The sequence below is a fragment of the Ideonella sp. BN130291 genome (genome assembly GCF_036231905.1).
Lineage (GTDB): Bacteria > Pseudomonadota > Gammaproteobacteria > Burkholderiales > Burkholderiaceae_C > CAMLIZ01.
In genome coordinates this window covers 44,893-59,097 of record NZ_JAZARE010000007.1, presented here as the reverse complement: position 1 = coordinate 59,097, position 14,205 = coordinate 44,893, and the positions used below count along the sequence as shown (strand labels likewise).

Annotated in this window: 15 protein-coding genes; 8 read left to right on the top strand and 7 right to left on the bottom strand. The window is 67.5% G+C overall.

The features are described 5' to 3' along the window. Positions 1–13: 13 nt before the first annotated feature. The 7 genes from VPH43_RS15980 to VPH43_RS15950 all read right to left on the bottom strand — a co-directional run bounded on the left by VPH43_RS15980 (position 14) and on the right by VPH43_RS15950 (position 5,346). On the bottom strand, positions 14–706 hold the full coding sequence (locus VPH43_RS15980; protein ID WP_328578721.1) for a helix-turn-helix transcriptional regulator: 693 nt from the start codon (positions 704–706) through the stop codon (positions 14–16). 19 nt (positions 707–725) lie between these two features. After that, positions 726–1,379, bottom strand: a complete 654-nt coding sequence (locus VPH43_RS15975) for an HD domain-containing protein (protein WP_328578720.1) — start codon at positions 1,377–1,379, stop codon at positions 726–728. A gap of 39 nt (positions 1,380–1,418) precedes the next feature. Next, entirely contained in the window at positions 1,419–1,808 is a 390-nt protein-coding gene (locus tag VPH43_RS15970) for a VOC family protein (RefSeq protein ID WP_328578719.1), read from the bottom strand. Positions 1,809–1,882: 74 nt separating this feature from the next. Then, complete coding sequence (locus VPH43_RS15965) at positions 1,883–2,278, bottom strand: VOC family protein (protein WP_328578718.1); 396 nt, start codon at positions 2,276–2,278, stop codon at positions 1,883–1,885. Positions 2,279–2,362: 84 nt separating this feature from the next. Then, the gene (locus VPH43_RS15960; protein WP_328578717.1) at positions 2,363–2,869 is read right to left on the bottom strand and encodes a pyridoxamine 5'-phosphate oxidase family protein; all 507 of its coding nucleotides are present in this window, start codon (positions 2,867–2,869) and stop codon (positions 2,363–2,365) included. Positions 2,870–2,995: 126 nt separating this feature from the next. Continuing rightward, complete coding sequence (gene glpK / locus VPH43_RS15955; RefSeq protein WP_328578716.1) at positions 2,996–4,561, bottom strand: glycerol kinase GlpK; 1,566 nt, start codon at positions 4,559–4,561, stop codon at positions 2,996–2,998. Then, positions 4,558–5,346, bottom strand: a complete 789-nt coding sequence (locus tag VPH43_RS15950) for a DeoR/GlpR family DNA-binding transcription regulator (RefSeq protein ID WP_328578715.1) — start codon at positions 5,344–5,346, stop codon at positions 4,558–4,560. Before VPH43_RS15950 ends, glpK begins: the two co-directional genes overlap by 4 nt. Before the next feature lie 260 nt (positions 5,347–5,606). Between VPH43_RS15950 and glpD the strand changes: the two genes are divergently transcribed. The 8 genes from glpD to VPH43_RS15910 all read left to right on the top strand — a co-directional run bounded on the left by glpD (position 5,607) and on the right by VPH43_RS15910 (position 14,204). Further along, positions 5,607–7,232: a glycerol-3-phosphate dehydrogenase gene (gene glpD, locus VPH43_RS15945; RefSeq protein ID WP_328578714.1), complete on the top strand. Its 1,626-nt coding sequence runs from the start codon at positions 5,607–5,609 to the stop codon at positions 7,230–7,232. Beyond that, positions 7,223–8,341: an ABC transporter ATP-binding protein gene (locus VPH43_RS15940; protein ID WP_328578713.1), complete on the top strand. Its 1,119-nt coding sequence runs from the start codon at positions 7,223–7,225 to the stop codon at positions 8,339–8,341. The genes glpD and VPH43_RS15940 overlap by 10 nt, the downstream gene beginning before the upstream one ends. Before the next feature lie 2 nt (positions 8,342–8,343). After that, positions 8,344–9,465: an ABC transporter ATP-binding protein gene (locus VPH43_RS15935; protein WP_328578712.1), complete on the top strand. Its 1,122-nt coding sequence runs from the start codon at positions 8,344–8,346 to the stop codon at positions 9,463–9,465. Further along, the gene (locus VPH43_RS15930; RefSeq protein ID WP_328578711.1) at positions 9,462–10,343 is read left to right on the top strand and encodes a carbohydrate ABC transporter permease; all 882 of its coding nucleotides are present in this window, start codon (positions 9,462–9,464) and stop codon (positions 10,341–10,343) included. Before VPH43_RS15935 ends, VPH43_RS15930 begins: the two co-directional genes overlap by 4 nt. Positions 10,344–10,354: 11 nt before the next feature. After that, positions 10,355–11,209, top strand: coding sequence for a carbohydrate ABC transporter permease (locus VPH43_RS15925; protein WP_328578999.1), 855 nt, complete (start codon positions 10,355–10,357; stop codon positions 11,207–11,209). A 142-nt stretch (positions 11,210–11,351) separates the two neighbouring features. After that, positions 11,352–11,660 (top strand): DUF2160 domain-containing protein, encoded by a 309-nt coding sequence (locus tag VPH43_RS15920; protein WP_328578710.1) that lies wholly within the window; start codon positions 11,352–11,354, stop codon positions 11,658–11,660. A gap of 86 nt (positions 11,661–11,746) precedes the next feature. After that, the gene (locus VPH43_RS15915) at positions 11,747–13,480 is read left to right on the top strand and encodes an ABC transporter substrate-binding protein (RefSeq protein ID WP_328578709.1); all 1,734 of its coding nucleotides are present in this window, start codon (positions 11,747–11,749) and stop codon (positions 13,478–13,480) included. Between the two features lie 211 nt (positions 13,481–13,691). Continuing rightward, a complete protein-coding gene (locus tag VPH43_RS15910) occupies positions 13,692–14,204 on the top strand; it encodes a hypothetical protein (protein WP_328578708.1) in 513 nt (170 codons plus the stop codon). Position 14,205 lies beyond the last annotated feature (1 nt).

Genomic DNA, 14,205 nt, shown 5'->3' with positions numbered 1-14,205 from the left:
GGCGGGCCGGCGCTCAGTTCGTGCGCCGGTCCGCCTCCACCGCGCGGAACAAGTCCGCCAAGGTGCGGCCGGGTTCGTCGCGGAAGCGCTGGTCCAGCACCGTCATCTCCAGGATGCGGTCGACGCGGAAGTTGCGGAAGTCATTGCGCGCTTCACACCAGGCGGCCAGCGTCCACACATCGCTCCAGTAGAAGCAGCCGAGCGGGCGCACCTGGCGTTCGCTGACCGCGTCCTTCAGGTCACGGTAGCGCAGCCACAGCATGCGGCGCGCTTCGGCGGCCCGGCGCAGTGGCTCCAGGCGCGCGCGGGCGACCGGGTCCATGCCGACTGGCGGCGCGTACAAGGCCAGGCTCTCGGCGGCGGCGCGGGCGGCGCTGGGCAGCACCGCCAGGATCTTGCTCAATGCCGCATCGGCCTGGCCCGCCAGCGTTTCATCCAGCCGCGGCTGAGCCAGCCGCACGGAGGCGACCAGGGCCTGGGCTTCTTCGGTGGTGAACATCAGCGGCGGCAGGTCGAAACCGGCCCGCATGCGATAACCGACGCCCGCTTCGCCCTCGATCGGCACGCCCTGCGCCTGCAGGTCCGCCACGTCGCGGTACACGGTGCGCGCCGACACCTCCAGGCGCTGCGCCAGGAACTCGGCGGTGGACAGGCGGCGCCCGCGGATGAGCTGGACAAGCTGGAACAGGCGGTCGGCACGGCGCATGGGGGGCGAGTGTGCCGCTTCAGCTCAGCGCGGCGAGCTCGCGCTGGAGGTTGGCCCGCGCCTGCGCTTCATGGCGCTGCCGGAACAGCGGTGTGCGGTAGATGGTCGGCTGGGCGAGGAAGTGGCTCAGCACCGCGGCCCGGCCGCGCCGCCAAGTGCCGGGCAGCACCCAGAAATACTCACGCCGCACGTCCTGCGCATAACGCTCGTACACCGCGGCGGGCTGGCCCAGGATGCCGAGGTCGATGTCCACCACCCAGGCCGCATCCGGATCGTCGAGCGCTGGCACCTGGCCATGCGCGGTGGCCATCACCAGGCCGTGCACCTGGTTCGCAAAGGCGGCCGGCAAGCCGAGGGCGAGCGCACTGTCGCGTGCCCAGTCGGCACTGCGCTTTTCGTTGTCCTTGGCCCAGGGCCGGTACACCGCGTCATGGAACCACAGCGCCCACGCGACCGCCTGCGGCGCCGCGCACTGCGCCTGCAGTCCCGCAGCCGCCTCGACGCAGGCGGCGAGATGCCGGGTGTCGTGATAGCGGCGCGGCCAGCGCCGCCAGGCGCGCAGCAGTTGTTCGCCCAGCGTGTGTGCGGGCTGCGGCGGAAGGCCGAGACCGCGGCACAGCGCCTGCCAGTGCTCGCGCAACGTGGTCTCCCGGTGGGCGGAGCGGTTGTTCACCACGTGTGCATGCGCCTGCGGGTCGAGCTGATCACCGCGTCAGCCCATGGGCGTGCACAGCTCGACCAGCGTGCCGTCGGGTGTGCGCACGTACGCCACTTCCTGGCCCCATGGTTTCTTCGTCGGCGCCGCCAGCAAGGTGGCCCCGGCCTTCACGGCGCGCTCGCAGGCTGCGGGCACGTCGTCGGTGGTGAGGCCGATCTCCACGCCCAGCGGTGCCTTGGAGCTGTCGGCCGCCACGTAGTCGTGGCCGAGGTTGCCGCGCGCCACCTCATGCTGCGCGAAGGCGAGCGCGGTGCCGCCGGTCTCCAGCTCGCCGTAGCCGCCCGATTCATGCAGGAAGCGGCGCTGCAAGCCGAAGGCCCGCTCGAAGAACTGCAGCGACGCGGCGACGTCGGGAACGTAGACGATGGTGTAGCTGAATTGCACGGTGATGCTCCTGACAATGGGGCGGGTCGCCGGTGCGGCGCCGGCGGTGATGCTACGCGTCCAGTACGGTGGCATCAGGCCATCGCGTGCAGGCCGACCCGATTGCCTTCGCAGTCGATGAAATGGGCGAAGAAACCCATGCCCTCGGGCAGCGCGGTGCGTGGCAGCACGATGCGGCCGCCGGCTTTTTCCACCCGGGCCAGCGCGGCGTCCAGCGAAGGCTCGGCATTCAGGTAAACGACGGTGCCCTCGCTGGTGGGCTTGGGCGCCTGAGGGCTGGCGAACAGGCAGCCGCCGACACCGTCCTCGCTTTTGGGAAACACGGCCAGCACCGCGTCGCCCATGGGTTCACGGCGCAAGGGCTGATCGCACACCTGGCCGTAAAAGGCCTCGGCGCGGTCCATGTCGCTCACCGGGATCTCGAACCAGGTGAGTGAGTGCAAAGTGGCGGCGGATTTGGATTGGGGCATGACGTTCTCCTGGTCGTTTGTTGGAGGCGTCATGCTGCGCGCCGGTTGCTGACAACGTGTTGTCAGCAGGGCTGCGGGGACAGCTCAGGCCAGCGCGAGCTGGCGCGGTGCCGGCCGGAGCGAGGCGCGCGGTGCGTCGAGGTAGCGCACCTGCTCGATGTCCACCCGCAGCAGGGCCAGGCGCTCGCGCTCGTCACTGGCCAGCCAGGCGGAGCCCAAGCAGCCGCCATGGCGCAGCTCGGATGCCGTCTGCGACAGGTTGCCCAGCACACCCGCCTTGCCGCGGACGCTGATCCGGCGGCCATCAGCCTCGGTGAAATCGAGTGTGACCTGTGGGTCGGTGCGCACGTCCAGTACGAGGTCGCTGCCACGCTCGATGAAGAAGCACAGCGGATCGCCTTCGCGGAGCGAGCGGTTCTGCAGGCGCACGGTGCGCGAGTGCGGCTCGCCGTACGGCGTGCGGCTGGTCAGCGTGCATTGGCGCAGCGCGCGGATCCGGCGCCAAAGGCGCTCGGCCGACGGCCTGCCGGCGGGGGTGGCCAGGGAAGAAGGGCCGCTCTTCGGGGCGGCAACATCGGCGGAGCAGTACATCATCACTCCTTGTGGAAGATGTCTGGATCTTCCGCTTGCAGTGTGACAACTGTCAGTCGGGCCGTTGCGGTTCCCCGGGTGGGCATCGCCTGACAGGCGTGTCAGGCGACGCCGCCGCTACCCGGGTCAGGCCGCGGTCGTCTGGCGCACGGCCCTCTCCCATTGCGACATCAGCTCGGCCGCCCGCTCGCGCGGCAGCGTGGGATGGAAGGTGCGCTCGGCCTGCCATTGGGACGACAGCTCGTCGAGGCTGCGGTACACGCCGGTGGCCAGGCCGGCCAGGTACGCGGCGCCCAGCGCGGTGGTCTCGATCACCTTGGGCCGCACCACCGGAATGCCCAGCAGGTCGGCCTGGAACTGCATCAGCAGGTTGTTCACGCAGGCGCCGCCGTCCACCCGCAGCTCGGTCACCGGCCCGGCGCCGGGCCGTCCCAAGCCGGGCGCGCCCCCTTGGGGGGCCGACGCCGAAGGCGGCTGGGGGGCCAGGTTAGCGCCCGCCGCCTGCGCGTCGCGGGCCATGGCCTGCAGCAGCGCCGCGCTCTGGAAGGCGATGCTTTCCAGCGCTGCGCGCGCGATGTGGGCCACCGTGCTGCCGCGCGTCAGGCCCACGATCGCACCGCGTGCTTCGGCCTGCCAGTACGGCGCCCCCAGGCCGGTGAAGGCGGGCACGAACATCACGCCGCCCGAGTCGGGCACGCTCTCGGCGAGCGACTGCACCTCACCACTTGCCTTGATGGCCTGCAGGCCGTCGCGCAGCCACTGCACCACCGCACCGCCGATGAACACGCTGCCTTCGAGCGCGTACTCCGGAGTGCCGGTGGGTTGGGCCGCGCTGGTGGTGATGAGGCCGTTGCCGGAAGTCTGGAAGGCCGTGCCGGTGTGCATCAGCATGAAGCAGCCGGTCCCATAGGTGTTCTTCGCCAGGCCGGCCTTGAAACAGGCCTGGCCAAACAGTGCGCTCTGCTGGTCGCCTGCGATGCCGCCGATCTTGATGGGCGCGCCCAGCACAGCGGTATCGGTTTCGGCGTAGATGTGGGCGGACGGATGCACCTCGGGCAGCACCTCGGCCGGTACGTCCAGCAGCTTCAGCAGGTCGGCGTCCCACTCGTTGCGCCGCACGTTGAACAGCATGGTGCGCGCCGCGTTGCTCACGTCGGTGGCATGCACGCGGCCGCCGGTGAGCTTCCACACCAGCCAGGCGTCGATGGTGCCGAAGGCGAGCTCGCCGCGGGTGGCTGCAGCGCGTGCGCCGTCCACGTGGTCCAGCATCCACTTCAGCTTGGTGCCGGAGAAGTAGGCGTCGATGATGAGGCCGGTCTTCTCCTGCACCGTGGGCGCATGGCCGGCTTCGCGCAGGGCCGCGCAGGTGGGCTCGGCACGCCGGTCCTGCCACACGATCGCGTTGTAGATGGGCTGGCCGGTGCGTCGATTCCACAGCACCGTGGTCTCGCGCTGGTTGGTGATGCCGATGGCCGCGATGTCGGCGGCCTTCAGCCCCGCCTTGGCCAGTGCCTCCTTGGCGGTGGCGAGCTGGCTGGCCCAGATCTCTTCCGGGTCGTGCTCCACCCAGCCGGGGTTGGGGAAGATCTGGCGGAATTCGCGCTGCGCCATCGCCACGATGTGGCCGGCGCGGTCGAACACGATGCTGCGCGAGCTGGAGGTGCCCTGGTCGAGGGCGAGCAGGTAGGTCATCTGGTTTCCTCACGATCGCCGATCACCAGCTGCACGCCGGCCTCGGCCAACAGGGATGGAAAGGGTTCGGGCGGCGGCTGGTCGGTGAACAGCATGTCCACCTGGCTCAGGCGGCCCAGCTCCACCATCGCGGGCCGGTTGAACTTGCTGTGGTCGGCCGCCAGCCACACCTCGCGCGAATGATCGAGGATGGCGCGTGCCACCTTCACCTCGCGGTAGTCGTAGTCGCGCAGGCTGCCGTCGGCCTCGATGCCGGAGATGCCGATCAGGCCGATGTCCACCCGGAACTGGCGGATGAAGTCGACGGTGGCTTCGCCCACGATGCCGCGATCGCGCGAGCGCACCAGGCCGCCGGCCACGATGACCTCGCAGTCGGCGTTGTCGGCCAGGATCGCCGCGACGTTGAGGTTGTTGGTGATCACGCGCAGGCCCTTGTGCTGCAGCAGCTCATGCGCGATCGCTTCGGTGGTGGTGCCGATGTTGAGGATCAGGGAGCAGCCTTCCGGCACCTGCCGGGCCACCGCGCGTGCGATGCGCTTCTTGGCCTCGTCGTTGAGCTGCTGGCGCTGCCGGTAGGCGATGTTCTCGGTGGTGGAGGCGGCTGTGCGCACGCCACCATGGAAGCGCGCCAGCAGCCCGGCGTCGGACAGCAGCTTCACGTCGCGCCGCACCGTCTGCAGGGTGACGCCGAACTGCTCCGCCAGCGATTCCACGCTCACCGTGCCGCGCTCACGCACGACGTCCAGCACACCCGACTGGCGTGGATTGGGAATGAAGGCGCTCAAGGACGATTCCGATCAAAAACGCGCATGCGGCGGTGCAACGAAAAAAAGCGCGCCGAGCCTGGGAACCGGCCGCGCGAGCGCAGGGTAAACCATGTCACTCAGGGAACACCATGAGGTCGATCCCGCTTGTAGAATCCGCGCCGATGCGATAAAACGAAAAAAAGAGAACTGCAAACGAACCGAATCGAACTTTAGCGAACGCGGCCCGCCACCGAGACAACGCAAGTCGGCCGGCCTGGAACGAACCCGGAGATCCCTTGTTGAACCCATCGCTTCCGGCGGGCGCCTTGCCGACCGCAGCCGCCGATGCCGACGACCACTGCGACGTGCTCGTGGTGGGCGGCGGCATCAATGGTGCCGGCATTGCACGCGACCTGGCCGGGCGCGGCCTGAAGGTCGTGCTGTGCGAAAAGGACGACCTGGGCGCCCACACCTCGTCGGCCTCCACCAAGCTCATCCACGGCGGCCTGCGCTACCTGGAGTACTACGAGTTCTCGCTGGTGCGCAAGGCGCTGGCTGAACGCGAAGGCCTGCTGCGCGGCTCGCCGCACATCATGCGGCCGCTGCGCTTCGTGATGCCGCACGATCCCTCCATGCGTCCTGTGTGGATGATCCGCATCGGCCTGTTCCTCTACGACCACCTCGCCAAGCGCGAGCTGCTGCCCGCCTCCACCACGGTGAACCTGCGCGAGCACGCTGCCGGCAAACCGCTGAAGCCGCGTTTCACCAAAGGCTTCGTCTATTCCGACGGCTGGGTGGACGATGCGCGCCTGGTGGTGCTGAACGCCTTGGACGCGGCCGCCCGCGGCGCGGCGATCTACACCCGCTGCCTGTGCACCGGTGCGCAGCGCACGGCCGAGGGCTGGAGCGCGCAGCTGCAGCATGCCGATGGCCGGGTGCAGCGTGTCACCGCACGCGCGCTGGTCAATGCGGCCGGCCCCTGGGCCGGGCAGTTCCTGCATGAACAGGTGCGGCTGGCGGGCGCGAAGTCGCTGCGCCTGGTCAAGGGCAGCCACATCGTGGTGAAGAAGCTGTTCGACCACGACCACGCCTACATCTTCCAGAACCCGGACAAACGCATCATCTTCGCCATTCCGTACGAAGGCGACTTCACGCTCATCGGCACCACCGACGTGGAGCACCGCGGCGCGATCGGCACCGCGAAGATCGATGCCGACGAGGTGCGCTACCTGTGCGAGCAGGCCAGCCGCTACTTCGACAAGCCGGTGGTGCCGGCCGATGTGGTGTGGACCTACTCCGGCGTGCGGCCCCTGCTGGACGACGACTCCAGCGATGCCTCCGCCGTCACGCGCGACTACCTGCTGGAGCTCAATACCGATGCCGCGGGCGGCGATGCGGGTGCGCCACTCTTGACTGTGTGGGGCGGCAAGATCACCACCTTCCGCAAGCTCGCTGAAGAGGCCGCGGACAAGCTCTGCGAATCGCTCGGCGAACAGCGTGCGGCCTGGACCGACGGCGCCCTGCTGCCGGGTGGCGACCTGCGCGCCTGGATCGGCGCGCCGCAGCGGCCCGATGCCGACCTGCTGCGCTTCCAGCAGGCGCTGCAGAAGGCGCATCCCGGCCTGCCCGCCGCGGTGGTGCAGCGCTGGGCGCGCTGTTATGGCTCGCTGGTGAGCCAGCTGCTCGATGGCGCGGGCCCCGGCGCGGAAATCGCGCCAGGCGTCTACGAAGCCGAGCTGCGCTACCTGCACCAGCATGAATGGGCGCGCAGCCTGGACGACGTGCTGTGGCGCCGCACCAAGCTCGGCCTGCACCTGAACGACGAAGGGCGCGCCGCCGTGGCCGCCTGGTGGCAGCGCCACGCCACGCGCGGCGACGTGTCCACCAACGCCTCCCCAACCCCCAAGGAGAACGCATGGAGCTGAAGCTCGAAAGCGTCGAGAAGCAGGTGGGGCCCAGCACCCACTTGTACCCGATGGACCTGCGGCTGCAGCCGCGCGCCGTGACCGTGCTGCTCGGCGCCACCCAGGCCGGCAAGACCACGCTGATGCGCTTGATGGCCGGCTTGGACACCCCGAGCAAGGGCAAGGTCACGGTGGACGGCAAGGACGTCACCGGCGTGCCGGTGCGCGACCGCAATGTCGCCATGGTGTACCAGCAGTTCATCAACTATCCGTCGATGACGGTGTTCGACAACATCGCCTCGCCGCTCAAGCTGCGCGGCGGCATCGACCGGGCCGGCATCACGCAGCGGGTGCAGAGCCTGGCGGAGCGGCTGCACATCGAGCCCTTCCTCAAGCGCCTGCCGGCCGAACTGTCCGGCGGGCAGCAGCAGCGTGTGGCGCTGGCGCGCGCGCTGGCCAAGAACGCGCCGCTGATGCTGCTGGACGAGCCGCTGGTGAACCTGGACTACAAGCTGCGCGAGGAACTGCGCGAGGAACTGTCGGCACTGTTCGCCGCCGGCGACTCCACCGTGGTGTACGCCACCACCGAGCCCACCGAGGCCCTGCTGCTGGGCGGCTACACCGCGGTGATGGACCAGGGCGAGCTGCTCCAGTACGGCCCCACCGCCGAGGTGTTCCACAAGCCGAAGTCGATCCGCGTCGCGCGGGCCTTCAGCGACCCGCCGATGAACCTGCTGGGCGGCCAGGCCGCCTCGCTGGGGGTGCAGCTGAACTCCGGCCTGCAGCTCAACGTGCCGTTGCCCAACGGCGTGCGCGGCTTGTCCAGCGACCTCACCATCGGCCTGCGCGCGAGCGCGCTGCGCATCACCGAGCGCCCGGGCGACGTGGCGCTGCCCGGCAAGGTGGAGCTGGCGGAGATCTCCGGTTCGGACACCTTCGTGCACGTGGACACGCCGGTCGGCGAGCTGGTGGCCCAGCTCACCGGCGTGCACTACTTCGACCTCGGCGCCCAGCTCACGCTGTACCTGCATCCGTCCCAGGTCTACGTGTTCGACCCGAAGGGCGACCTGCTGGTCGCGCCGACGCGCGAGATGGGCGCGGAACCTCTCACCGTTCAAGGGACGCTCTAGCCATGGCCCGCATCGACCTCGACCTGGCGCACTCCTATCGCGCCAACCCGCAGTCCGACGAGGACTATGCGCTGCTGCCGCTGAAGATGAGCTTCCGCGACGGCGGCGCCTATGCCTTGCTCGGGCCTTCGGGCTGCGGCAAGTCCACCATGCTCAACATCATCTCGGGCCTGGTGGCGCCCTCGCACGGCACCGTGAAGTTCGACGGCCAGGACGTCAGCCGCAAGAGCCCGCAGGAACGCAACATCGCCCAGGTGTTCCAGTTCCCGGTGATCTACGACACCATGACGGTGGCCGACAACCTCGCCTTCCCGCTGCGCAACCGCGGCGTGGCGGCCAGCAAGATCAAGCAGCGCGTGGGCCACATCGCCGAGATGCTGGAAATGAGCGGCCAGCTCAACCAGCGCGCGGCCAACCTGTCGGCCGACGCCAAGCAGAAGATCTCGCTCGGCCGCGGCCTGGTGCGCGAGGACGTGAGCGCGGTGCTGTTCGATGAGCCGCTCACCGTGATCGACCCGCACCTGAAGTGGCAGCTGCGGCGCAAGCTCAAGCAGATCCACCATGAGCTCAAGCTCACGCTGATCTACGTCACCCACGACCAGGTGGAGGCACTCACCTTCGCCGAGGAGGTGGTGGTCATGACCCGCGGTCGCGCGGTGCAGGTGGGCTCGGCCGACGAGCTGTTCGAGCGGCCGCAGCACACCTTCGTGGGCCACTTCATCGGCTCGCCCGGCATGAACTTCCTGCCCGCGCGCTGGAACGGCCACACGGTGGAAGTGGCGGGCCGGCCGATCGAGGTGCGCGGCCCCACCGCGGCGCTGGCCGCGGCCGGCGAGTTCACCCTGGGTGTGCGGCCCGAGTACGTGAAGCTGGTGCGCGAGGGCACGCCCGGCGCGGTGCCGGCCGAGGTGGTGCAGGCGCAGGACATCGGCACCTACTGGCTGCTCAACGCCAGGTGCGGCAACGAGACGGTGCGGGCCCGCCTGAGCCCTGAAGGGCGGCTGTTGCAAAAGGGCGAGCCGGTGTGGCTGCAGCTCTCCGGCAGCCACACCTGTTTTTATGGCAAGGACCAGAGCCTGATCGCGAGCGGCTCCGATCCCAAACGACATGAGGTGGCTGCATGAAGCCCGTCAACCAGAAAGCCTGGCTGCTGGTGCTGCCGGTGGTGCTGTGCGTCGCGTTCTCCGCCATCCTGCCCTTGATGACGGTGGTGAACTACTCGGTGCAGGACATCATCAGCCCCGAGCGGCGTGTGTTCGTGGGCACCGAGTGGTTCATGAACGTGATGCGCGACGCGGACCTGCACGAGGCCCTGCTGCGCCAGATCACCTTCTCGCTGGCGGTGCTGCTGGTGGAGATTCCGCTGGGCATCCTGCTCGCGCTGGCCATGCCGGCCGAAGGCTGGAAGGCCTCGCTGGTGCTGGTGGTGGTGGCCCTGTCGCTGCTGATCCCCTGGAACGTGGTGGGCACCATCTGGCAGATCTATGGCCGGGCCGACATCGGCCTGCTGGGCGCGGCGCTGCAGAAGATGGGCATCAACTACAGCTACACCGGCAACTCCACCGACGCCTGGCTCACCGTGCTGGTGATGGACGTGTGGCACTGGACGCCGCTGGTGGCACTGCTGTGTTACGCCGGGCTGCGCTCGATCCCGGATGCCTACTACCAGGCCGCGCGCATCGACGGGGCCAGCAAGCTCGCGGTGTTCCGCTTCATCCAGCTGCCCAAGATGCGCGGCGTGCTGATGATCGCGGTGCTGCTGCGCTTCATGGACAGCTTCATGATCTACACCGAGCCCTTCGTGCTCACCGGCGGCGGCCCGGGCAATGCCACCACCTTCCTCAGCCAGTACCTCACGCAGAAGGCGGTGGGCCAGTTCGACCTCGGGCCGGCGGCCGCGTTCTCGCTGATCTACTTCCTCATCATCCTGCTGCTGTGCTTCATCCTCTACAACTGGATGCAGCGCGTGGGCACCGCCGACAAGCTGGAGGTCGCGGAATGAATACGTCTGTCATGAGCACGCCTTTGGCGGTGCCGCCGCGCGCGGCCACCAAGGCGCGCACGTTCTCGCTGCAAAAGCGCACCGTGTTCCTGGTGCTGTACCTGGTCTTCGCCGTCCTGCCGATCTACTGGATGGTGATGATGAGCTTCAAGACCAACGAGGAGATCCTGTCCAGCTTCTCCCTGTGGCCGCAGCACTTCACCTGGGCCAACTACAAGGTGATCTTCACCGACGAGTCGTGGTACTCCGGCTACATCAACAGCCTGATCTATGTGGCCATCAACTCGGTCATCTCGATCAGCGTGGCGCTGCCGGCGGCCTATGCCTTCTCGCGCTACAGCTTCCTGGGCGACAAGCACCTGTTCTTCTGGCTGCTCACCAACCGCATGACGCCGCCCGCGGTGTTTTTGCTGCCCTTCTTCCAGCTCTACACCACGCTGGGCCTGATGGACACGCACATCGCGGTGGCACTCGCCCACCTGGTGTTCAACGTGCCGCTGGCGGTGTGGATCCTGGAAGGCTTCATGAGCGGCATCCCGCGCGAGATCGACGAAACGGCCTACATCGACGGTTACTCCTTCCCCAAGTTCTTCTTCAAGATCTTCCTGCCGCTGATCAAGGCCGGCGTGGGCGTGGCAGCGTTCTTCTGCTTCATGTTCAGCTGGGTGGAACTGCTGCTCGCACGCACCTTGACGAGCGTGAACGCCAAGCCGATCGTGGCCACCATGACCCGCACCGTCAGCGCCTCCGGCATGGACTGGGCGGTGCTGGCCGCGGCCGGCACGCTGACCATCGTGCCGGGTGCGATCGTGATCTGGTTCGTGCGCCACTACATCGCAAAAGGCTTTGCGATGGGCCGGGTTTGAGCCGGCCTCTGTTCAATCGAATTAAGCGAGAGACGTATGCGTCGAGACAACCAAGCCCAGCGACCACCGCAGATCCGGCTTTGCCGGGCTGCTGGTGGTGCCCCCTTGAGGGGGGGCGCCGAAGGCGTTACGGGGGTGGGCCATGTTTGATTGGATGGTCTGGACCACCCCGGTGGCCGTGTTCTTCAGCTGCATCGCCCTCATGCTCGCGGGCATGACGGTGTGGGAGCTGAAATCGCCCACGACCGAGCGCAAAGGGTTTCTGCCGATATCGACCACGCGCGGCGACCGTTTGTTCATAGGGCTGCTCACCGCGGCCTATGTGAACCTGGCCTTCGTGGGCCTGAGCGAAAAGTTCGTCACCTGGTTCCACCTCGACAAGGAACCCAGCGTGTGGATCAGCTTCGTGTTCTCGATGGCGCTGTTGGCGCTCATCATGAAAAAGGGCTGACAAGCATCTTCATGGAATCCGGCCAGCACCTTCCCCGGGCCGAGGACCTCGCAGTGAAGAGGGGAAGTCACTTGAGGAGACAGAGAATGAAACTGCGCTATTCCGCGCTGGCCTTTGCAGCCGCCGCGCTGGTCGCCGGCCAGGGTGCCTGGGCCGGCGAAGCCGAGGCCAAGAAATGGATCGACAGCGAGTTCCAGCCGTCCACGCTGAGCAAGGATCAGCAGATGGCCGAGATGAAGTGGTTCATCGAAGCGGCCAAGAAGCTGCAGGCCAAGGGCGTGAAGGAAGTGTCGGTGGTCTCCGAGACCATCACCACCCACGAATACGAATCCAAGACGCTGGCCAAGGCGTTCGAGGAAATCACCGGCATCAAGGTCAAGCATGACCTGATCCAGGAAGGTGACGTCGTCGAGAAGCTGCAGACCTCCATGCAGTCCGGCAAGTCGATCTACGACGGCTGGATCTCCGACTCCGACCTGATCGGCACGCATTACCGCTACGGCAAGATCCTGCCGCTGTCGGACTACATGGCCGGCGCCGGCAAGGAATACACCAACCCCGGCCTGGACCTGAAGGACTTCATCGGCACCAGCTTCACCACGGCGCCCGACAAGAAGCTCTACCAGCTGCCCGACCAGCAGTTCGCCAACCTGTACTGGTTCCGCGCCGACCTGTTCGCGCGCAAGGACCTGCAGGACAAGTTCAAGGCCAAGTACGGCTATGACCTGGGCGTGCCGCTGAACTGGAGCGCCTACGAGGACATCGCCGAGTTCTTCACCAACGACGTGAAGCAGATCGACGGCAAGCCCATCTATGGACACATGGACTACGGCAAGAAGGATCCGTCGCTCGGCTGGCGCTTCACCGACGCCTGGCTGTCGATGGCCGGCACGGCGGACAAGGGCATCCCGAACGGCATGCCGGTAGACGAGTGGGGCATCCGTGTGGGTGCCGACAAGTGCACGCCCGTGGGCGCATCCGTCGCCCGTGGCGGCGCCACCAACTCGCCGGCCGCTGTCTACGCGCTGACCAAGTACGTGGACTGGATGAAGAAGTACGCGCCCAAGGAAGCCTCGGGCATGACCTTCGGCGAAGCCGGCCCGGTGCCGGCCCAGGGCCAGATCGCGCAGCAGATCTTCTGGTACACCGCCTTCACCGCGGACATGACCAAGAAGGGCCTGCCGGTCGTGAATGAAGACGGCTCGCCGAAGTGGCGCATGGCCCCCGGCCCCAACGGCCCGTACTGGAAGCAGGGCATGCAGAACGGCTACCAGGACGTCGGCTCCTGGACCTTCTTCAAGGACCATGATCCCAACAAGGTGGCCGCGGCCTGGCTGTACGCCCAGTTCGTGACCGCCAAGACGGTGTCGGCCAAGAAGTCGGTGGTGGGCCTCACGTTCATCCGCGACAGCGACATCCACCACGACTACTTCACCCAGAACGCCAACAAGTACGGCGGCCTGATCGAGTTCTACCGCTCGCCCGCGCGCGTGGCCTGGACCCCGACCGGCACCAACGTGCCCGACTATCCGAAGCTGGCGCAGCTGTGGTGGAAGAACGTGGCCCAGGCGGTCACTGGCGAGAAGACGCCCCAGGCCGCGATGGACAACCTGGCCGACGAAATGGACCAGGTGATGGCCCGCCTCGAGCGCGCCGGCATGGCCCATTGCGCGCCCAAGCTGAACCCCAAGGGCGACCCGGCCAAGTACCTGAGCGACAAGGGCGCACCGTGGGCCAAGCTGGCCAACGAGAAGCCCAAGGGTGAAACCATCGCCTACGACAAGCTGCTGTCCGCATGGAAGGCCGGCAAGGTGCGTTGAGCACCCGCGGCAGGCGCTGAACTTCCAGCGCCTATCGTTCTCTATCGTCCTCCAGGAGTTGACCGTCCGGGTGCCGTTGGGCCCGGGCGGTTTTTTTATGGCCTGCGTCAACTAGTGCGCACGGCCTCCCCCATACGGGGGCCCTTCTGACGCCAGAAACAGCTTGTTGCACCGTTAAGCTCGCCGAGCCTTTTTTTGGAGGAGAAGGTTCATGAAGAAAGCACTTGCACTCAGCGCCTTGGCGATCGCCTCGTTGGCCCTCACCGGCTGCGCCAGCATCATCAAGGGCGGCACCCAGCCCGTCAGCATCCAGAGCGTGCCTGATGGCGCCAACGTCACGGTGACCAACCGCGCCGGCACCAAGATCCACACCGGCACCACGCCGCTGACCGTCACGCTCAACCGCGGCGCCGGCTACTTCAAGTCAGAGGTCTACACGATCGTCGTCGAGAAGGAAGGCTTCCAGCCTAAGGAGATCACGATCACCGGCACCACCAACGGCTGGTACATCGGCAACCTGCTGTTCGGCGGCCTGATCGGCATGCTGGCGGTGGACCCGGTGACTGGCGCGATGTACTCGCTGCCGGACTCGGTGAGCGCCACGCTGGAGAACCAGCCGGCGAAGGCGACGTCGCAGGCACCCGGCGCGCTGACCATCGTGTCGACCGACGCACTGTCCGCCGAGCAGATGAAGGGCGCGCGCCTGCTCGTGGCGGCGCAGTAGC

What these genes read in the sequence shown, in the direction of transcription:
- VPH43_RS15980 (WP_328578721.1), bottom strand. Translation starts at nt 706, where the DNA reads ATGCGCCGTGCCGACCGCCTGTTCCAGCTTGTCCAGCTCATCCGCGGG.
- VPH43_RS15965 (WP_328578718.1), bottom strand. Translation starts at nt 2,278, where the DNA reads ATGCCCCAATCCAAATCCGCCGCCACTTTGCACTCACTCACCTGGTTC.
- VPH43_RS15960 (WP_328578717.1), bottom strand. Translation starts at nt 2,869, where the DNA reads ATGTACTGCTCCGCCGATGTTGCCGCCCCGAAGAGCGGCCCTTCTTCC.
- glpK (WP_328578716.1), bottom strand. Translation starts at nt 4,561, where the DNA reads ATGACCTACCTGCTCGCCCTCGACCAGGGCACCTCCAGCTCGCGCAGC.
- VPH43_RS15940 (WP_328578713.1), top strand. Translation starts at nt 7,223, where the DNA reads ATGGAGCTGAAGCTCGAAAGCGTCGAGAAGCAGGTGGGGCCCAGCACC.
- VPH43_RS15935 (WP_328578712.1), top strand. Translation starts at nt 8,344, where the DNA reads ATGGCCCGCATCGACCTCGACCTGGCGCACTCCTATCGCGCCAACCCG.
- VPH43_RS15930 (WP_328578711.1), top strand. Translation starts at nt 9,462, where the DNA reads ATGAAGCCCGTCAACCAGAAAGCCTGGCTGCTGGTGCTGCCGGTGGTG.
- VPH43_RS15925 (WP_328578999.1), top strand. Translation starts at nt 10,355, where the DNA reads ATGAGCACGCCTTTGGCGGTGCCGCCGCGCGCGGCCACCAAGGCGCGC.
- VPH43_RS15920 (WP_328578710.1), top strand. Translation starts at nt 11,352, where the DNA reads ATGTTTGATTGGATGGTCTGGACCACCCCGGTGGCCGTGTTCTTCAGC.
- VPH43_RS15915 (WP_328578709.1), top strand. Translation starts at nt 11,747, where the DNA reads ATGAAACTGCGCTATTCCGCGCTGGCCTTTGCAGCCGCCGCGCTGGTC.
- VPH43_RS15910 (WP_328578708.1), top strand. Translation starts at nt 13,692, where the DNA reads ATGAAGAAAGCACTTGCACTCAGCGCCTTGGCGATCGCCTCGTTGGCC.